The 17378-nt window shown below is 72.9% G+C and carries 21 protein-coding genes; 14 read left to right on the top strand and 7 right to left on the bottom strand.

The genetic code is table 11. The features are described 5' to 3' along the window. Window positions 1–42 precede the first annotated feature (42 nt). Together ASF37_RS06170 and ASF37_RS06165 are read right to left on the bottom strand one after the other, a co-directional pair. Window positions 43–381: a hypothetical protein gene (locus ASF37_RS06170; protein ID WP_055962411.1), complete on the bottom strand. Its 339-nt coding sequence runs from the start codon at window positions 379–381 to the stop codon at window positions 43–45. Window positions 382–402: 21 nt separating this feature from the next. Next, on the bottom strand, window positions 403–1494 hold the full coding sequence (locus tag ASF37_RS06165) for a YihY/virulence factor BrkB family protein (RefSeq protein WP_056579529.1): 1092 nt from the start codon (window positions 1492–1494) through the stop codon (window positions 403–405). A 194-nt stretch (window positions 1495–1688) separates the two neighbouring features. On the opposite strand from ASF37_RS06165, the gene ASF37_RS06160 reads away from it, so the two are divergent. Genes ASF37_RS06160 through ASF37_RS06145 form a run of 5 tightly spaced genes read left to right on the top strand, consistent with a single transcriptional unit; the run spans window position 1689 to window position 5754 of the window. Then, the gene (locus ASF37_RS06160; protein ID WP_056557273.1) at window positions 1689–3212 is read left to right on the top strand and encodes a circularly permuted type 2 ATP-grasp protein; all 1524 of its coding nucleotides are present in this window, start codon (window positions 1689–1691) and stop codon (window positions 3210–3212) included. Then, entirely contained in the window at window positions 3212–3304 is a 93-nt protein-coding gene (locus tag ASF37_RS17105; protein ID WP_082495336.1) for an alpha-E domain-containing protein, read from the top strand. The genes ASF37_RS06160 and ASF37_RS17105 overlap by 1 nt, the downstream gene beginning before the upstream one ends. Next, window positions 3298–4224 (top strand): alpha-E domain-containing protein, encoded by a 927-nt coding sequence (locus ASF37_RS06155; RefSeq protein ID WP_055962403.1) that lies wholly within the window; start codon window positions 3298–3300, stop codon window positions 4222–4224. Before ASF37_RS17105 ends, ASF37_RS06155 begins: the two co-directional genes overlap by 7 nt. Further along, window positions 4221–5105, top strand: coding sequence for a transglutaminase family protein (locus ASF37_RS06150; RefSeq protein WP_200914418.1), 885 nt, complete (start codon window positions 4221–4223; stop codon window positions 5103–5105). The genes ASF37_RS06155 and ASF37_RS06150 overlap by 4 nt, the downstream gene beginning before the upstream one ends. 22 nt (window positions 5106–5127) lie before the next feature. After that, window positions 5128–5754 (top strand): hypothetical protein, encoded by a 627-nt coding sequence (locus ASF37_RS06145; protein ID WP_056579527.1) that lies wholly within the window; start codon window positions 5128–5130, stop codon window positions 5752–5754. Between the two features lie 67 nt (window positions 5755–5821). Here the strand turns inward: ASF37_RS06145 and ASF37_RS06140 are convergent, their stop codons facing one another. Together ASF37_RS06140 and ASF37_RS06135 are read right to left on the bottom strand one after the other, a co-directional pair. Continuing rightward, entirely contained in the window at window positions 5822–6244 is a 423-nt protein-coding gene (locus ASF37_RS06140; RefSeq protein WP_056579525.1) for a hypothetical protein, read from the bottom strand. Between the two features lie 143 nt (window positions 6245–6387). Then, window positions 6388–6903 (bottom strand): hypothetical protein, encoded by a 516-nt coding sequence (locus ASF37_RS06135; RefSeq protein ID WP_056579523.1) that lies wholly within the window; start codon window positions 6901–6903, stop codon window positions 6388–6390. A gap of 64 nt (window positions 6904–6967) precedes the next feature. On the opposite strand from ASF37_RS06135, the gene ASF37_RS06130 reads away from it, so the two are divergent. Continuing rightward, a complete protein-coding gene (locus tag ASF37_RS06130; protein ID WP_056579521.1) occupies window positions 6968–8098 on the top strand; it encodes an aldo/keto reductase in 1131 nt (376 codons plus the stop codon). 114 nt (window positions 8099–8212) lie between these two features. Here the strand turns inward: ASF37_RS06130 and ASF37_RS06125 are convergent, their stop codons facing one another. Next, window positions 8213–8899: a pyridoxamine 5'-phosphate oxidase family protein gene (locus ASF37_RS06125; protein ID WP_055962388.1), complete on the bottom strand. Its 687-nt coding sequence runs from the start codon at window positions 8897–8899 to the stop codon at window positions 8213–8215. 55 nt (window positions 8900–8954) lie between these two features. On the opposite strand from ASF37_RS06125, the gene ASF37_RS06120 reads away from it, so the two are divergent. Both ASF37_RS06120 and ASF37_RS06115 read left to right on the top strand, forming a co-directional pair. Further along, on the top strand, window positions 8955–10337 hold the full coding sequence (locus tag ASF37_RS06120) for a PLP-dependent aminotransferase family protein (RefSeq protein WP_055962385.1): 1383 nt from the start codon (window positions 8955–8957) through the stop codon (window positions 10335–10337). 40 nt (window positions 10338–10377) lie between these two features. After that, window positions 10378–10716, top strand: coding sequence for an MGMT family protein (locus ASF37_RS06115; RefSeq protein ID WP_055962382.1), 339 nt, complete (start codon window positions 10378–10380; stop codon window positions 10714–10716). A gap of 13 nt (window positions 10717–10729) precedes the next feature. Here ASF37_RS06115 and ASF37_RS06110 read toward each other — a convergent pair whose 3' ends face one another. Further along, window positions 10730–11338, bottom strand: coding sequence for a hypothetical protein (locus ASF37_RS06110; protein WP_056579519.1), 609 nt, complete (start codon window positions 11336–11338; stop codon window positions 10730–10732). Between the two features lie 183 nt (window positions 11339–11521). Between ASF37_RS06110 and rpsF the strand changes: the two genes are divergently transcribed. From rpsF to ASF37_RS06080, 6 genes are all read left to right on the top strand, one after another. Continuing rightward, window positions 11522–11812, top strand: coding sequence for a 30S ribosomal protein S6 (gene rpsF, locus ASF37_RS06105; protein ID WP_055962375.1), 291 nt, complete (start codon window positions 11522–11524; stop codon window positions 11810–11812). Window positions 11813–11925: 113 nt separating this feature from the next. Beyond that, complete coding sequence (locus tag ASF37_RS06100) at window positions 11926–12483, top strand: single-stranded DNA-binding protein (protein ID WP_055962371.1); 558 nt, start codon at window positions 11926–11928, stop codon at window positions 12481–12483. Window positions 12484–12524: 41 nt separating this feature from the next. Next, on the top strand, window positions 12525–12761 hold the full coding sequence (gene rpsR / locus ASF37_RS06095) for a 30S ribosomal protein S18 (protein ID WP_055962368.1): 237 nt from the start codon (window positions 12525–12527) through the stop codon (window positions 12759–12761). Window positions 12762–12776: 15 nt separating this feature from the next. Further along, window positions 12777–13223: a 50S ribosomal protein L9 gene (rplI, locus tag ASF37_RS06090; RefSeq protein ID WP_055962365.1), complete on the top strand. Its 447-nt coding sequence runs from the start codon at window positions 12777–12779 to the stop codon at window positions 13221–13223. A 116-nt stretch (window positions 13224–13339) separates the two neighbouring features. Further along, window positions 13340–14980, top strand: coding sequence for an ABC transporter family substrate-binding protein (locus ASF37_RS06085; protein ID WP_162239944.1), 1641 nt, complete (start codon window positions 13340–13342; stop codon window positions 14978–14980). Between the two features lie 23 nt (window positions 14981–15003). Further along, a complete protein-coding gene (locus tag ASF37_RS06080; RefSeq protein ID WP_056579515.1) occupies window positions 15004–15822 on the top strand; it encodes a siderophore-interacting protein in 819 nt (272 codons plus the stop codon). 19 nt (window positions 15823–15841) lie between these two features. On the opposite strand, the gene ASF37_RS06075 is transcribed toward ASF37_RS06080, so the two are convergent. Further along, window positions 15842–17149, bottom strand: coding sequence for an MATE family efflux transporter (locus tag ASF37_RS06075; RefSeq protein WP_055962356.1), 1308 nt, complete (start codon window positions 17147–17149; stop codon window positions 15842–15844). Window positions 17150–17378: the final 229 nt, after the last annotated feature.

Below are 17378 nucleotides of genomic sequence, written 5' to 3'. Positions count from 1 at the left end.
CGCCCGACACCGGGGGGTGAAGACTTCGTGTCGGGTGGGTGGTCAGAGCACCCAGAACAGCCCGGCCGCCGAGGGCACGAGCGAGACGAGCGCCCACGGCCAGGAGAGGTAGGGTGTCGCGGCGAGGATGGCGCGGGTCGCGATGCTGATGCCGACGGCGAGCAGGGCGGACATGACCACCAGCACGATCGCACCGCTTCGTCGGTCCTGGCCGGCGATGACCTCGGCCACCACCACGAGGCCGATGACGCCGTGGATCGCCACGACGAAGAAGCAGATGGCGGTCGTGCGACGGCGCACCTTCTGCAGCGCGGCCGTCTCCTCGGCACTCATGGTGCGGGACACCGTGCGCCGGACGTCGCCCTCGGCCTGGTCGTTCACAGGCCCAGGGTACGACCCGGCTCAGTCGTCGCGCGTGGACCGGCCGAGGAGGCCTCCGAGCAGGGCGCCCAGGCCGAACCCGACGGCCAGGGGCCGCACGTAGCCGACGTCGGCCGGCTCGACCTCGACCACGTCGTCCTCGACCCACGCCCCGTCGTCGTCGGCGACCCGGTCGCGCCCGTCCTCGCCGAGGCCCGCGCCTTCCAGCGCAGCGATCTCGGCCAAGGTCTCCTCATCGGTGCAGGCCCACGAGACGCCGTACATCACGAGCCGGGAGAAGTAGTAGATCCACACGACCAGGGTCAGCGCGATCGCGAGCGACGCGACGGGCACCGAGCTGGCGCCACGGAGGATCAGGCTGGCGAACTGCTTGATCAGCTCGAAGCCGACCGCCGAGAACAGTGCCCCGCGCCAGAGGGCGGCGCCCGGGAGGTCGGGCTTCGGCAGCAGGCGGAAGATGGCCCAGAACAGCAGGGTGCTGACCGCCACGCCGACCGCGACCGACAGCAGCGTGAGCAGCACGGTGCCGAGCGGCCCGGGCAGCCCGACCGCGTCGAGGATCGTCGACCCGAGCGCGACCGGCAGACCACCGATCGACACCGACGCCACGAGCACGAGCCCCAGGACCACGAGGGTCACGAGGTCGGTTCCCTTGGCCTTGACGATGTTGCCGGCCTCGGTGGTGGGCAGGTCGAGCATCTGGTTGAGGCCGTCGCGCAATCCGCTGACCCAGTTCAGCCCCGCGTAGAGCGCCGTGGCCAGACCGATCGTGTAGATGGCCGGGGCGTTGGAGGCGATGTCGGACAGGGCGATGCGCCCAGGCGCGGGATCGACCGACACGATCCCCGGCAGCACCCCGCTGAGGGCGTCGACGAAGTCCTGCTGGGCGTCGGGGTAGACCTCGGCGAGCTGGCCGACGACCGCGAACGAGACCGCCAGGAGCGGGAAGAAGCTGAGGAACCCGAAGTAGGTGGCGCCACCGGCGGCCAGGTTCCCGCGGCGCTGGCCGTAGTGGTCGAGCATCCGGATCACGTGGGCCAGGAACGGGCTCGCCGCAGCGATGCGCTCCTTGATGCCGGGCTTCTCGTGCGGTCCGCCCCCGTCGTCGCTCATGCTCCGACCCTAGGAGTCCTGGAGGTCCGGTGCGACTCGGTGGGCGCGAGCCGGATCCCCTGCGGGGGTGCACGGGGCGCCGGGGTCCGCTAGACAGGAGACGAAACATGACCGACACCTCCTCTGCCTAGGGTGGCCACGTGAGCGACGCGCACCTCTTCGACGGCTACGGGCCCGTGGCCGGGTTCGACGAGATGTTCGACGCCGACAGCCTGCGCAACGAGTACGCGCGGGTGCACTCCGCCTTCTCGCAGATGGGCAACGAGGAGATCCGCTCGAGGGCGGAGTCGCTCGCGTCGGCCTACCTCGACCAGGGCGTCACGTTCGGCGTCGGGGGCGAGGAGCGGCCGTTCCCGCTCGACATCGTCCCCCGGATCATCGAGGCGGCCGACTGGGCGCACGTCGACACGGGCGTGCGGCAGCGGGTCAAGGCCCTCGAGGCGTTCCTGGCCGACGTCTACGGCCCCGGCGAGGTGTTCACCGACGGCGTCGTCCCGCGCGAGACGGTGCTGACGTCGCCGCACTACCACCGCGTCGTGGCCGGGCTGGAGCCTCCCAACGGGGTGCGGGTGCACATCTCCGGCATCGACCTCATCCGCGACGGCGACGGCCGGTTCCGGGTGCTGGAGGACAACTGCCGCGTGCCGTCGGGCGTCTCGTACGTGATGACGAACCGGCCGGCCATGTCCGCCGCGCTGCCGGAGGTCTTCGCCGACCACCGCATCCGCCCGGTGCAGCAGTACTCGCGCAACCTGCTCGCCGCGCTGCGGGCGTCGGCACCGTCGGGCGTGAGCGACCCGAACGTCGTGGTGCTCACCCCGGGCGTCTACAACTCCGCCTACTTCGAGCACACCCTGCTCGCGCGCACGATGGGCGTCGAGCTGGTCGAGGGTCGCGACCTGGTCTGCCAGCAGGGCCGCGTGTCCATGCGCACCACCCGCGGCCTGGAGCCGGTGCACGTCATCTACCGGCGCATCGACGACGAGTACCTCGACCCCATGCAGTTCGTCCCCGAGTCGGTGCTCGGCGTCCCCGGTCTCGTGAACGCGGCCCGCGCGGGCAACGTGACGATCGCCAACGCCGTGGGCAACGGCGTGGCCGACGACAAGCTGATCTACACGTACGTCCCCGACCTCATCCGCTACTACCTGGGCGAGGACCCCATCCTCTCCAACGTCGACACCTGGCGCCTTGGCGACGTCGACCAGCGCGAGGAGGTCCTCGACCGGCTCGACGAGCTGGTCCTCAAGCCGGTGGACGGGTCCGGCGGCAAGGGCATCGTCATCGGTCCGGCGGCGTCGGCCGAGGAGCTCGACGAGCTGCGCGGCAAGATCCACGCGGACCCGCGTGCGTGGATCGCCCAGCCGGTCGTGTCGCTGTCCACCGTCCCGACGCTCGTGGACCAGGGCATCCGGCCCCGGCACGTCGACCTTCGTCCGTTCGCGGTCAACGACGGCGACGACGTGTACGTGCTGCCCGGCGGCCTCACGCGCGTGGCCCTGCCCGAGGGCGAGCTGATCGTGAACTCCTCGCGCGGCGGCGGCTCCAAGGACACGTGGGTGCTGGCCGACCCGTTCACGCCCGCCGACCCGAAGGACACGGTCGACGAGGACGACGACGTGCCGGACAAGAAGCCCAAGCGGTCCGCCCAGACGCAGACCCAGGACGGGCAGTCCCAGTCCCAGGGTGGCCAGTCCCAGATCGGTGGAGGTGCCTGATGCTGAGTCGCATCGCCGAGTCGTTGTTCTGGATCGGCCGCTACCTCGAGCGCGCCGACGACCCCCAGCGAGAGGTGGCGGGCGGATGCTGAGTCGCATCGCCGAGTCGTTGTTCTGGATCGGCCGCTACCTCGAGCGCGCCGACGACACCGCGCGCATCCTCGACGTCCAGCTGCAGGTGCTGGTCGAGGACCCGGCCATCGACGAGGCCGCGTCGTGCGAGCAGCTGCTGAGCGTCATGGGCGTCGAGGACTACGCCGGGTCGATCAACCGGTGGACGATCCTCGACCTGCTGGCCCACAACGTCGACTCGCCGAGCTCGATCGCCGCGGCGATCACCGCCGCGCGCGAGGGCGCCCGAGGTGCGCGCGAGACGTTGTCGACCGACATCTGGGCCTCGATCAACACCATGTGGCGCGGGCTGCCGTCGGCACGCACGAAGCGTCCGCCGGACATGTTCGCGTGGGTGCGCAACCGTACGGCCATGATCAACGGCATCGCCGACGGCACCATGCCGCGCGACGAGGGTTGGAACTTCTTCGTGCTCGGCCGCAGCATCGAGCGGGTCGACATGACCGCTCGGCTGCTCTCGACCGCGGCGCTCGCGTCGGACACGCAGGTCGCGTGGCCGACGACGTTGCGCGCGTGCGGGGCCTACGAGGCGTTCATCCGGGCGTACCGCGGGCTCGACGGCGACCGCCAGGCGGCGGAGTTCCTGCTGCTGGACCGCTGGTTCCCGCGGTCGGTGGTCTCGGCGCTCATGGAGGCCGAACGGGCGCTCAGCCGGCTCGAGGCGCGGGGCCAGCGGTCCGGGTTCGGCGACGAGGCGCAACGTCTGCTCGGTCGGGCGCGCACCGAGCTGGAGTACCGGCCCCTGGCCGAGATCGTCGAGGCGATGCCGATCGAGATGGAGCGGCTCCAGCGCACCTGCGGAGCGGCCAGCGAGGCGGTCTCGGCGCGGTACTTCTCGCACTCGGAGAACCACGCGTGGACGGGAGGGGTGGCGCTGTGAACGGTCAGCTCCAGTCCCAGACGCAGGGCGGTGGCTCGGGTCGGCCCATGCAGCTGCGCATCCGTCACGTCACCGGCTTCACGTACGACGAGGGCGCGGCGGCCTCCTACAACGAGGCGCGCCTGACGCCGCTGACGACGCCCGACCAGTTCGTGCTGCGCTCCCGCATCGAGGTCACCCCCACGGCGTGGTCGCAGGAGTACCGCGACTACTGGGGCACCGTGGTCACGGCGTTCGAGGTGCACGAGCCGCACGACGCGCTCACGGTGGTCGCGACGTCGACGGTCGAGAGCACCCCGCACCCGGTCGACGAGCCGACGGTGGGGTGGGACGCCCTGCCGGCCGTGGCCGACGAGTGGTGCGAGTTCCTGGTGCTCGACGACTGGGTCCGGCCCGACGTCGCCCTCGAGTCACAGCTCGACGGCCTGCGGGCCGGCTCGGCCACGCCGGGCGAGTACGCGGACGCGGTCTTCGGACTCGTGCACGACCACCTGCGCTACCTGCCGGGTGCGACCGTCGTGTCCACCACGGCCGCCGAGGCGTGGCAGGCCGGTGCGGGCGTCTGCCAGGACCTCGCGCACGTGACGGTCGGCGCACTGCGACGGGCGGGCATCCCGGCCCGGTACGTGTCGGGCTACCTGCACCCCGCGTCCGAGCCGGTCGTGGGCGAGACGGTGCAGGGCGAGTCGCACGCGTGGATCGAGTACTGGGACGGCGACTGGCGCGGCTACGACCCGACCAACGCCGTGGTGCCCGGAGAGCGGCACGTGCTCGTGGCCCGCGGACGCGACTACTCCGACAGCACCCCGCTGCGCGGCATCTACTCCACGCAGGGGGAGTCCGAGCTGTTCGTCTCGGTCGAGATCACGCGCCTGCGTTGAGCCCCGGGCGTACGTTCGGCCCATGGCACTCCTGCACGGCGGCGCGCAGATCCGTCCGACGAAGCCCGAGGTCCTCGCGACCTACCTCGCGGACCGACCCTGGGCGAGCGATGGCGAGATCGAGGTCCTCGGCGCCTACCGGCTGGAGGATCCCGACGGCGAGGTCGGCCTCGAGACGCACCTCGTCCGCACCGCCGACGGCACGGTCGTGCAGGTGCCGCTGACCTACCGGGGTGCGCCGCTGGCCGGTGCCGACCCGTATCTCGTGGCCACCATGGAGCACTCGGTGCTCGGCCCGCGCTGGGTGTACGACGGGTGCGGCGACCCCGTCCACGTGGCGGCGCTCGCGGCGTCCGTCCTCGCCGGTGGCACCCAGGCCGAGCTGGTGCGCGAGCTCCCGGACGGCTCGTCGAGCGTCGTCGACCCGTCGGTCCGGGTGCGTGGGACCGGCCACGAGGCCCACCCGGGGTCGGTGGGGCTGGTCGACGTGCGCGAGGAGGGTGACGTGACCGTCGTGGTCACGTCCGTCGGCGACCTGCTCGTGCGGCGGGTGCTCGACGAGGCCGTGCCCGAGGGCGGACCGCTCCTCGAGGGGACGTGGCCAGGTGTGGAGCAGCCGGTCCCGCTCGTCGTGCTGCGCCCTCACTGATCGGTCCCGCCTGATCGTTGCCGCCAGACCGGCCGGGACCTCGGTCCGGGCTCGTCGGCGGCGGGGGTCAGACGCCGGTGTTGAGTGAGGTGGTCTCGGCTCCGGGCCGGTCCCGGCCGGGCATCGACGAGGCGGAGCCGGCGACCACCAGGAGCGCGGCGAGCGCGAGCGCAGCCGTGGACGAGCCGAGGTCGACCATCGAGTCGATCGCGTCGGGAGCGCCACCGACCGCGTTGTCGTGCCCGAACCCGCGCAGCCAGGCGAGCCACGCGACGATCGCACCCGCGGAGCCGACGGTGGTCAGGGCCACGGCGGCCGTGCGGGCCGACCGGGCCGCCGACGGCTGGGCGAGGACGGCGAGCATGGCCACGCCGATGAGGCCGACGCCCCACGGGGTCGGCAGCACCAGGAGCGGCGCCTTGCCCAGCGCCGCTGCGGCGACGAGCGCGACGGCGCAGACGCCGAGCACCACCCCGATCACCGTCTTCATGGGTCCAGGGTGACGGGTCGGGGACGATACGTCACGTCGAGTCGGAACCCGTTCCACCCGGCAGGTCCCTCCGTTTCGGACAGTTGCGGGGCATGGGCGACACCCCGAGTGCCCCGGAACTGTCCGAGACGCAGGGACGGCGGTCACTGAACCGGGTCGCGGAGCGCCACCCATGCGGCGACACCGGCGCAGACCGTGAGGGCCGGCAGGAGCACCAGCTGGGTGACGGCGAGCGGCTGGAACGCGGCGTGGGTGGCGAGCAGCCGCACGATCCAGGTCGCCGCGAACAGCGCGGTGGTCAGGTCGAGCCAGACGTAGCGAGGACGGTCCCCGAGCGGGACACCCCTGGCCCGCAGCGCCGCGTCGACCCGTGGTGCCGATCCACGCCCGGCCGCACCGAGCGCCACCGCCGCACCCGCACCCGCGGCCCAGAGGGTCCAGGACCCGTCGAGCGACGCGAACGCCGACCCGCAGGCGACCACGCACACCGCGAAGGCGCTCGCGGGCAGCACCGCGTCGCGTCGGCGCAGGAACGGTGCGGCTCGTCGCAGCTCCTCGTCGTCGAGACGCCGCGCGCGGTGGGCCAGCAGGGTGGGCTGCAGCACCTTCACCACCGCCAGGAAGGTCAGCGCACCGAGCACCGCGATCGCCACGACCATGCCCGCACCCTCCCACGGTCGGCTCGACGGGTGAGGAGTGGCGTGCCTCGGTAGCGTCGGGTCCATGACCGAGGAGCGCTACTGGGCCGACGCCGTGCCCGAGACCCACCGTCCGTACGTCGCCGCCGAGGACCGGTACACCCACCTCGACTACCGCCGGGTCGGCACGAGCGGCCTGCTGCTGCCGCCGATCTCGCTGGGGCTGTGGTGGAACTTCGGTGACGACCGGCCGTTCGCGACGCAGCGCGAGATCCTGCGGCACGCGTTCGACAAGGGCGTCACCCACTTCGACCTCGCCAACAACTACGGCCCGCCGTACGGCTCGGCGGAGGAGAACTTCGGGCGGATGATGCGCACCGACTTCAAGCCGTACCGCGACGAGCTGGTGCTCTCGAGCAAGGCCGGCTGGGACATGTGGCCGGGCCCCTACGGCAAGCTCGGGTCGCGCAAGTACCTGCTCAGCAGCCTCGACGCGTCGCTGGAGCGGATGAGCGTCGAGAACGTCGACATCTTCTACTCCCACCGCACCGACCCCGGCACGCCGGTCGCGGAGACGATCGGCGCGCTCGACACCGCGGTGCGCCAGGGCAAGGCGCTCTACGTCGGCATCTCGTCGTACTCGCCGGAGATGACGGCCGAGGCGGTGGCGGTGGCCCGCGACCTGGGCACGCCCCTGGTCATCCACCAGCCCTCGTACTCGATGCTCAACCGCTGGATCGAGTCCGGCAGCACCGACGCGCGCCCCGCCGGGTTCGGCGCGACCGGTGGCGCCGGGAGCGGGTCGAGCCTGCTGTCGGTCCTCGACGAGCACGGCATGGGATCGATCGGCTTCACCCCGCTCGCCCAGGGCCTGCTCACGTCGAAGTACCTGGGCGACGAGCCGGCGGAGCGCTCGGGCGAGCGCGGCTCCTTCACCGACGACGTCGTCACGCCCGACATGGTCGAGCGTCTGCGCGGGCTGAACGCGATCGCCGAGGAGCGCGGCCAGACCCTCGCGCAGCTCGCGATCTCGTGGGTGCTCCGGCCCGGCGGCGTCACGTCGGCGCTCATCGGCGCCTCGTCGACCGAGCAGCTCGACGAGAACCTCGCCGCCGCGGCGAACGTCGACTTCAGCGACGAGGAGCTGTCACGCATCGACGACCTCGCCGGCAGCGTCGACGGCGTCAACATCTGGAGCGTCTCCAGCGACCTCTGACCCGTCCTGGTGATTCCCATCGGCTGATGGGAATCGCGAGCCCACCATGGTGCTCCCCCACCCACCTGCGGGTGCATCCCGTGGTGAGTGGGGGTGAACGGTGGTGAGTGCGGGTCAGGCCCCCAGCCGGGCGGCCCGCTCGGCGACGTCGGTCGGCACGACGTCGTGCGAGTCCGCCGCCGACACCGGGCTCGACGCGACGACCGACAGCGGCACGACGCCGGCCCACGCGCCGACCTCGACGTCGGCGTCGTCGTCGACCGGGTCCCCGGCGCGCACCTTCACCGACGCCTCGCGCAACGGGACGGCCAGCACGGCGGTGGCCGCGACCTCCTTGCGGGTGGGCCGGCGCAGGGTGGCCGACCGGCCCGGCACGACGTGGTCGACGGTCAGGTCGAGCGCGCGCGCCTTCTCGTCCGGGTCGTCCACGATCCGCGCCTCCCCCACCACCACCGCGGAGCGGTAGTTCATCGAGTGGTGGAAGCCCGACCGCGCGACGACGAGCCCGTCGAGCAGCGTCGCCGTGACGCAGACGGTGCGTCGGCGCGATCGGGTCATCCACCGCGCGGCGACCGAGCCGTGCACGTAGAGGGTGCCGTCGGCGTCGGGGCCCTCGGGATCGACGGCGATGGCGACCGGCAGGACCACGGGATGGTCGCCGACGTCGACGCCCAGGTGCGCGACAAGCGCCTCGTCGAGGATCGCGTGCAGCGCGGCACGGTCGGTGAGCCCGCGCTCGCGCGAGCGACCCAGGGTCGTGCGTGGGGTGGGGGAGAGCGGTGACGTGTCGATCGCGGCCATGACCTCAGCGTGCCGACCAAGTGGTCCGACGTCGAGGGCCACTATCGTCGCGGTTGTGCAGACCACTTCGCGCTCGCCCGCGCTGCCGGTGCACCTCGACCGAACCGCCGCCACGCCCCTGCCGGCGCAGCTCGCCGCCGACGTGCGGCGGCTCGTCGCGGCCGGCACGCTGCGGCGGGGCGTGCGGCTGCCGGCGAGTCGCGCCCTCGCCCTCGAGCTCGGGGTCTCCCGCTCCGTGGTCACGCAGGCGTACGAGCAGCTGGTCGCCGAGGGCTGGCTCGACGCGAGCCACGGCTCGGGCACCTTCGTCGCGGGGACGGCGACGGCCCACCCCTCGCCCGCCGTCGCTCAGCAGGCAGCGGCGGCGACGACGGACCCGCGCCTCGTACGACTCGACACCGGCACGCCGTGGATCGATCCGCGCCACCGGGCGGGATGGAGCCGAGCCTGGCGCGACGTCGCCGCCGCCACGCCACCGGCCGGCTACGACGACCCCTGCGGCATCCCCGACCTGCGCGCCGCGATCGCCGAGCGGCTCGGTCGGCTCCGCGGCGTGGAGTGCGGGGCCGACGACGTCGTCGTCACGCAGGGCACCACCGACGGCCTGCGCGCCCTGCTCGAGGTGCTGCCCGCCGGTGCGGTCGCGGTCGAGGACCCCGGCTACCGGGCGGCGGTCGCCACGGTCCGTTCCACGGGGCGGACCGTGGTCGACGTGCCGGCCCGGGGGACCCCGACCGTGCCACCCGACGTCGTCGCGACCTACGTGACCCCCGCGCACCAGCACCCGCTCGGCCACGTGCTGCCCGCCGCCGACCGCGTGGCGCTGCTCGCGGCGGCGAGGGAGCGGGGCGCCGTGGTCGTCGAGGACGACTACGACTCCGAGTTCCGCTACGACGTCGCGCCCGTCCCCGCGCTCGCGTCGCTCGACCGCACCGGCGTCGCCTATCTCGGCACCGCCTCGAAGTCGGTCTCGCCGAGCCTGCGCCTCGGCTGGCTCGTCCCTCCCCCGCACCTGCTCGACGCCGTCCGCTCCGCTCGCGCGGTGCGGCACGAGGGCATCTCGTGGCCGGTCCAGCGCGCGTTCCTGTCGATGCTGCGCGACGGGTACGTCGACCGGGTGGTCCGCTCGGCCCGACGGGTCTACGCCGACCGGGCGCCGCGCGTCGCGGGCGTGCTCGCACCGCACGCCGAGCCGGCGGGTCCGAGCGCCGGCATGTACTCGACCTGGCTGCTCCCACCGGACCGGGCCGACGCCGCCGTCCGCTCGGCGGCCCGTGCCGGGTTCGACGTACCGCTGCTGTCCGACTACGCGCGCAGCTCCGGACTCACCGGGCTGGTGGTCGGCTTCGGCGGCGTGAGCGACCGCGAGCTCGACGCCGCCCTGGGCGCCCTGGTCCGGGGTCTCGACGACCGTCCGTCCCGACGTCGGCCCCGCTGACGCGGCTGCACCCACGACAGGTCTGGGGTTCACTGGGGACATGGCTGACGACGCCTCCACCATGCCGTTGCCCGGTGGCGGGCACGCCGACCCGCCGGACCGGCTCACGCCGTTCCAGCAGCGCGTCGCCGACGTGGTCGGCGCCCTGCCGCCCGGCGAGCTGCTGACCTACGGCGAGGTGGCCCTGGAGGCTGGTCACCCCGGTGCGGGCCAGGCGGTCGCGAACGTGCTGCGTCGCGTCCCGGGACTGCCCTGGTGGCGCGTCCTGCCCACGAACGGCCGGCTCTACCGCCAGCACCGCGAGGCGGCCACCTCGCTCCTGCAGGCGGAGGGGCATCGCGTGGACGACGAGGGACGGGTCCGGCCGGCGCGCGGCTGAGCCGGGGTCGACGTCAGCCGCGTCGGGCCGCCGCCAGCGCCTCGCGCCGCAGCTGCGCCGCGTCGTCGGGGCTCAGGTGTCGCACCACCACCAGCCGCGCCGGGCCGACGGCCAGCTCGCCGTCGTCGAGCGGCTCGGACCGGATGCCCGCGTGCCCCCGCATGGCCTGGTGGGCCCCCGGCGCCAGCACGACGTCCATCCACGCGCAGGGGTTGGCCCGGGTGAGCGAGCGGAAGGTCAGGCGGGCCCCGCCGACCTCGAGCGTGAACTCGCTGTGCACCAGCGACTCGACGTCGAGCCCCCGGGTGAGCACGTTGCGGCGGGTGAGGAAGGGATCGAGGGGTTCGACGGCGAGGTCGCGCTGCACGCGCTCCAGCTCCTCCACGGCGAGGAACGTGACCGCGGCGAAGCGGTGCCGGGTGCCGAAGTAGCGGTCGCCCACCAGACCCTTGCCGGCTCGCACCTGCACCGACGACACCCGCTCCGTGCCGCCGGTGGCCTCCGCGACGGACGGCCTCGGTCCGTCGGAGGGGCGCCCGTCGTAGCGGTGCCGTGGAGAGACGACGAGCCCGACGATCTCGAGGTCGACCGGCTCGAAGCCGGTGGGTAGCGCGTCCTGCACCCCGCCACGCTAGCGCCGACCCCCACCGACCGGGGGGTGCGACGGGGACGTGCGACCGGGTCTGGGCCGGATTTGGCCCGCGATCACCGGCACGGCTAGACTTCCGTGGTTGCCCGTTCTGGGCACACCTCCTGCTGCGGACCGTCCGTAGCCGTTCAGACCGAAGGAGGACGCACCTTGTCGTTGCGTCACTACGAAGTCATGGTCATCCTCGACCCCGATCTCGACGAGCGCACGGTCGCTCCGAGCCTCGACACCTACCTCAACGTCGTGAAGAACGACGGAGGCAGCGTGGAGAACGTCGACGTGTGGGGCAAGCGCCGCCTCGCGTACGAGATCGACAAGAAGAACGAGGGCATCTACGCCGTCATCGACTTGACCGCCACCCCCGACACGGTCAAGGAGCTCGACCGTCAGCTCGGGCTCAACGAGTCCGTCGTCCGCACGAAGGTCACCCGACCCGACGTGAAGTAAGGGCTCTCGAGCTCCCTGTGGACGACGGCACCGCCGTTGTCCGCGCCCTGGGGTTGACTGGCGTCGACCCCCACCCAGCACCGCAACCACAGCCACACCGAAAGGCTGGTCCCATGGCAGGCGAGACCGTCATCACCGTCGTCGGCAACATCACCGACGATCCCGAGCTGAAGTTCACCCCGTCCGGCGCGGCGGTCGCGAACTTCACCGTCGCCTCGACGCCCCGGTCCTTCGACCGGCAGTCGAACGAGTGGAAGGACGGCAACCCGCTGTTCATCCGCTGCTCGGTGTGGCGGCAGATGGCCGAGAACGTCGCCGAGTCGCTGCAGAAGGGCCAGCACGTCATCGTGCACGGCGCCCTGAACGTGCGTCAGTACGAGCGGCAGGACGGCGGCCGGGGCACCAGCGTCGAGATGAACGTCTACGAGGTCGGAGCATCCCTGCGCTTCGCCACGGCCAAGGTCACCAAGGCCTCCCGTGGCGGTGGCGGCGGTGGCGGCGGCGACTTCGGTGGCGGCTCCGGCGGTGGCGGTGGCTACGGCGGCGGACAGGGCGGCGGAAACGCCGGTGGCGGCAGCGCCAACCCCTGGTCCTCGCCGCAGGCTGCACCGCAGGGTGGGAACGACGCCTGGGGCGGCGGCGGCGCCGCTGCCGAAGAGCCCCCGTTCTGAGTCACACACCCCGTTCTTAGATTCACAGTTCAAGGAGAACCATGGCGAAGCCAGTCATCCGGAAGCCGAAGAAGAAGAGCAACCCGCTCGCGGCCGCCGGTGTCACCACGATCGACTACAAGGACACGGCGCTGCTGCGCAAGTTCATCTCGGACCGCGGCAAGATCCGCGCGCGCCGGGTGACCGGTGTGTCCGTGCAGGAGCAGCGTCAGATCGCCAAGGCGATCAAGAACGCCCGCGAGATGGCGCTCCTGCCCTACACGTCCAGCGGACGCTGAGAGAGGGCTGATCCGATGAAGCTCATCCTCACGCACGAGGTCACCAACCTCGGCGAGCCCGGCGACATCGTCGAGGTCAAGGACGGCTACGGCCGCAACTTCCTGCTCCCCCGCAACTACGCCATCCGGTGGAGCAAGGGCGCAGCCAAGCAGGTCGAGTCCATCAAGGCCGCGCGCGACTCGCGCGCCGTGCACGACCTCGAGGAGGCCCAGCAGATCAAGGGTCGCCTGGAGGCCGAGCCGGTCAACGTCCCGGTGCGCGCCGGCGAGAGCGGTCGCCTGTTCGGCGCCGTCACCGTCTCCGACATCGCCTCCGCCCTCGAGGCGGCCGGCGGCTCGGTCGACAAGCGTCGCATCGAGGTCGGCAACCCGATCAAGTCGCTCGGTGCCCACCAGGTCACCGTGCGCGTCCACCCCGAGGTGACCGCCGAGGTCCGTCTCAACGTGGTGGCCTCCAAGTAGTTCGACGTCGGGGTCCGGATCGGCAGCGCCGGTCCGGACCCCGTCCTCGTTCCACGAGCCCTCTCCTCATGTCGCAACGCCGAGCGCACCCGCGCCGCACGCGCACCGTCGCCGCCGTGGCAGGTTCGATCCTGCTGGTCGGCGGCTGCTCGTGGTTCTCCGGCGACACCGAGCAGCCCGAGGGTGCGACCACGCAGCAGGCCGCCGACACCCGCACGGCGTGGGAGCGCGCCGACGTCGCCGACGTCGAGCCCGGCGGCACCCTGCGGCTGGCCGTCGCGGAGCAGCCCACGAACTTCAACCCCGCCCACGCCGACGCCGCCGGCAGCGAGGTCGAGCGCCTGCTGGGACCCACCAGCGGCAACGCCGTCCGCATCACCGCCGACGGCGGCTGGGAGGTCGACCCCGACTACGCGCGCGACGTCGAGGTCGTCGACGAGGACCCCTTCACGGTCCGGGTGCGGCTCAACCCCGACGCCGTGTGGCAGGGCGGCACCGCCATCACGGCCCGCGACATGACGGCCTACTGGAAGGCGCTGCGCGGCAGCGACGACGCCTACCAGGTCGCGAGCAGCGACGGCTGGGACGACATCGAGGACGTCACCACCGACGACGACCCGTACGAGTACGAGGTCGAGTTCGAGGACCGCCGGCCCGACTGGCCGCTGTTCGTCTACCCGCGCCTGCCCGCCAACGCCTCGTCGAAGCCCAAGACGTTCAACGCCGGCTTCGTCGACCGGCCGACCTCGTCCAACGGTCCGTTCGTGGTCACCTCGGTCGACGAGTCCACCGGCACCATCACGCAGGAGCGCAACCCGCGGTGGTGGGGCGAGAAGCCTCGGCTGTCGAAGGTCGTGTGGCGGGTGGCCCAGCCCGCGGTGCAGGCGGCAGCCTTCGACGCCGACGAGCTCGACGTCGCGACCCTCGACGCCGAGGGCTACGACAAGGTCGACGAGGACCGGGTGCAGCACGCCGGCGGCTCGCAGTGGTCGCACCTGACCGTCAACGCCGGTCGCGGGGCGCTGCGCGACGTCGAGGTGCGTCGCGCCGTGGCGGCCGCGCTCGACCGCGAGGCCCTCGCCGCAGCCGTGGCCACCCCGGTCGGGGCCGAGCCCAGCACCGCCGACAGCGTGCTGGTCCTGCCCGGACAGGCCGGCTACGACGAGGTCGCCGAGCCACGGAAGCGCGACCTCGCCGAGGCCCGGTCGCTGCTCGAGGAGGCCGGCTACGAGGTCTCCGGCGGCGAAGCACCGAAGGCCACGAAGGACGGCGACCAGCTCACGCTGACCCTCCCCGTGGTGGGTGGCTCACCGTCCATCGCCGCCCGGGCCAAGAGCATCGCCGCGCAGCTGGCCGAGGTCGGCATCGCCGTCGAGGTGCGGTCGGTCGAGCCCGACGCCTTCACCGCCGACGTCCTCGTGCCGCTCGACTTCGACCTGCTCACCTTCAGCTGGGGCCCGTCGCTGCTCGGTGCCGAGGCCGCCCGCGACCGGTTCCGCCCGATCACCTCCACCTCCAACTTCACGGGCGTCTCGTCGCCGGCGAAGCCGTGGAACGTCGCCCGCGACGCCGACGACGAGGACGCGCTCGTCGACGCCCTGCGCGACCTCGAGGCCGACCTGCGCAAGGACGCGGTCGTGGTGCCGCTGGCGGTCACGCCGTCGGTGGTCGCGGTGCGCGAGGGCGTGGTGAACGTCGGCGCCACCTCCTTCGAGCAGCCGCAGTGGACCACCGTGGGCTTCCGGGCCGGCGACTGACCCGCACCGCCTAAGGTGTCGGCGTGCCGAAGCTGAGACGGACCACGACCACCCACCTCGCGGTGCTCCGCGAGCTGGAGGTCGTCCGCGTCCACGACGTGACGCCGGGGATGCGTCGGCTCACGGTGGCCGGTCCGGCGCTCGGGGAGCGGGTCGTCGAGGGACCGGACGGGCAGCCGGTGACGCTGCCCGCGTTCACGTCACCCGGCTTCGACGACCACGTGAAGGTGTTCGTGCCGCCGTCGGGTGCCGAGCGTCCCGTCCTCCCGCGGCAGCGGCCCGACGGGCTCGACTTCACGACCGAGGGCGTGCGTCCGCTCGGCAAGGACTACACGCCCCGGCGGGTGACGCCCGACGAGGTCGAGCTCGACTTCGTGCGCCACGGCCACGGGCAGGCGGCCGGCTGGGCCGAGCGGGTGCGTCCGGGCGACCTGGCGTGGATCGCCGGGCCCACGATCGGACAGGCGTTCCCGCACGGTGTGGACGCGTTCGTGGTCGCCGGCGACGAGACCGCCCTGCCGGCGATCGGACGGTTCCTGGAGGAGCTGCCGCCGGGGGTGCCCGCCCAGGTGGTGGTGGAGGTCGCGGGACCGCAGGACGAGCAGGACCTCGTGGTCCGGGAGGGCGTCGACGTCACGTGGCTGCACCGCGGTGCGGGGATGGAGCCGGGCACCACGACGCTCCTGGCCGACACCGTGCGCGCCCTCCCGTGGCCGGCCGGGGACGTGTACGCCTGGATGGCCGGTGAGTCCACCGCCGCGCGCGACGTGCGCACGCACTGGCGCTCCGACCGCCGCGTCCCCCGCGACTGCCTCGACGTCTCCGGCTACTGGCGCCGCTGAGACCTCCCGGCGCGAGGACTCAGGCCCCCAGGACCAGCCAGGCGTCACCACGCTGCCGGAGCCACAGGGTGACGAGCCGGGCCAGCTGGAACACGCCGTAGGCCGCCCACAGCCAGGCCAGCCCGGCGCCGAGCGACCCGGCGAGCAGGGCGAGCGGGGCGTACGCGACCAGCACGGCGAGGCCCGCCCAGGCGAGGTAGACCCCGTCGCCGGCGCCGATGAGCACGCCGTCGAGCACGAACACCACGCCGGAGATCGGCTGGACCAGGGCGACCACGACCAGGGCGGGCACGAGCGCGTCGTGGACGGTGGCGTCGGGGGTGAACCAGCCACCGACGAACGGCGCGAGCACGAGCAGCAGCACCGCCGCGACCACGCCGGTGCCGAGGCCCCAGACGATCATGCGCCGGGTCAGGGCACGGGTTCCCTCCGCGTCACCCGCCCCCAGGGTGCGGCCGGTGAGGGTCTGCCCCGCGATCGCGACGGCGTCCAGCGCGAAGGCGAGGAACGACACGAGGGACGTCGCGATCTGGTGCGCGGCCAGGGGTGCGTCACCGAAGGTCGCCGCGACGGCCGTGCCGAGCAGCAGGGCCGCGCGCAGCGTGGCCGTGCGGGCGAGCAGCGGGACCCCCTGACGGGCCGCGGCGACCACGCCCGCGACGTCGGGGCGTCCGGAGGAGCCGGCGGCCCGCGCGCGCCGCAGCACCACGGCGACGAGACACAGTGCCGCGGCCCACTGGGCGATCGCGGTGCCGGCGGCCGAGCCACCGATGCCGAGGTCGAACCCGTGCACCAGCAGCAGGTTCAGCGCGATGTTCAGGAGGTTGGCGAGGATCGTCACGACGAGCGGCGTGCGCAGGTCGAGCACGCCACGCAGGGCGCCGGTGGCCGCGAGCACGAGCAGCATCGCCGGGACCGCGGCCGCGGACACGACCAGGTAGGTGACGGCGTGCCCCTCCACCTCGGGCGAGCTGCCGAGACCCCGGGCGACGGGTCCGGCCGTCGCCGCGACCAGGGCGCCGAGCACCACCCCGAGTCCCACGGCCAGCCAGAGCCCACCGGCGGCACCGTCGTAGGCTGCACGTTCCTGCCCCGCGCCGTGCAGCCGACCGACGGTGGCGGTGCTGCCGTAGGCGAGGAAGACGCAGAGCCCGACGACGGTGAGCAGCACGCTGGAGGCCACCGCCAGACCACCCAGCTCGGAGGTGCCGAGCCGACCGACGATCGCCGTGTCGGCGAGCAGCATGAGGGGTTCGCTGACGAGCGCGAAGAACGCGGGCACGGCGACCGCGACGATGCGCCGATCTTGTTCACCAAACTTGTTCACTCTGCGTCCTCAGCCTGTGGATTTCGTGGGGAGGACGGGGTTCTGTCGACATGTCGATGCGACGGGCGGGTGGACAGAACGTGGCGGGAAAGTATTCCGGCTCCACACTGTGTGCATCGTGTCTGCGCAGGTCAGAGGCCTGATGCTCATGCTTTTCCCCCACTTCTCCACAGTGTCGTCCACTGGCTGTGCACAGCGTGTGCGGCGTTTTCCACACTCTCCCCAGGGT

Origin of the sequence: Aeromicrobium sp. Leaf289 (genome assembly GCF_001423335.1) — a bacterium.
Taxonomy (GTDB): Bacteria; Actinomycetota; Actinomycetes; order Propionibacteriales; family Nocardioidaceae; genus Aeromicrobium.
Note: the sequence above shows the minus strand (reverse complement) of the source record. Positions and strands in the feature narration are given on the sequence as shown.

What these genes read in the sequence shown, in the direction of transcription:
- ASF37_RS06165 (WP_056579529.1), bottom strand. Translation starts at nt 1,494, where the DNA reads ATGAGCGACGACGGGGGCGGACCGCACGAGAAGCCCGGCATCAAGGAG.
- ASF37_RS06160 (WP_056557273.1), top strand. Translation starts at nt 1,689, where the DNA reads ATGTTCGACGCCGACAGCCTGCGCAACGAGTACGCGCGGGTGCACTCC.
- ASF37_RS17105 (WP_082495336.1), top strand. Translation starts at nt 3,212, where the DNA reads ATGCTGAGTCGCATCGCCGAGTCGTTGTTCTGGATCGGCCGCTACCTC.
- ASF37_RS06155 (WP_055962403.1), top strand. Translation starts at nt 3,298, where the DNA reads ATGCTGAGTCGCATCGCCGAGTCGTTGTTCTGGATCGGCCGCTACCTC.
- ASF37_RS06145 (WP_056579527.1), top strand. Translation starts at nt 5,128, where the DNA reads ATGGCACTCCTGCACGGCGGCGCGCAGATCCGTCCGACGAAGCCCGAG.
- ASF37_RS06140 (WP_056579525.1), bottom strand. Translation starts at nt 6,244, where the DNA reads ATGAAGACGGTGATCGGGGTGGTGCTCGGCGTCTGCGCCGTCGCGCTC.
- ASF37_RS06135 (WP_056579523.1), bottom strand. Translation starts at nt 6,903, where the DNA reads ATGGTCGTGGCGATCGCGGTGCTCGGTGCGCTGACCTTCCTGGCGGTG.
- ASF37_RS06130 (WP_056579521.1), top strand. Translation starts at nt 6,968, where the DNA reads ATGACCGAGGAGCGCTACTGGGCCGACGCCGTGCCCGAGACCCACCGT.
- ASF37_RS06125 (WP_055962388.1), bottom strand. Translation starts at nt 8,899, where the DNA reads ATGGCCGCGATCGACACGTCACCGCTCTCCCCCACCCCACGCACGACC.
- ASF37_RS06115 (WP_055962382.1), top strand. Translation starts at nt 10,378, where the DNA reads ATGGCTGACGACGCCTCCACCATGCCGTTGCCCGGTGGCGGGCACGCC.
- ASF37_RS06100 (WP_055962371.1), top strand. Translation starts at nt 11,926, where the DNA reads ATGGCAGGCGAGACCGTCATCACCGTCGTCGGCAACATCACCGACGAT.
- rpsR (WP_055962368.1), top strand. Translation starts at nt 12,525, where the DNA reads ATGGCGAAGCCAGTCATCCGGAAGCCGAAGAAGAAGAGCAACCCGCTC.
- rplI (WP_055962365.1), top strand. Translation starts at nt 12,777, where the DNA reads ATGAAGCTCATCCTCACGCACGAGGTCACCAACCTCGGCGAGCCCGGC.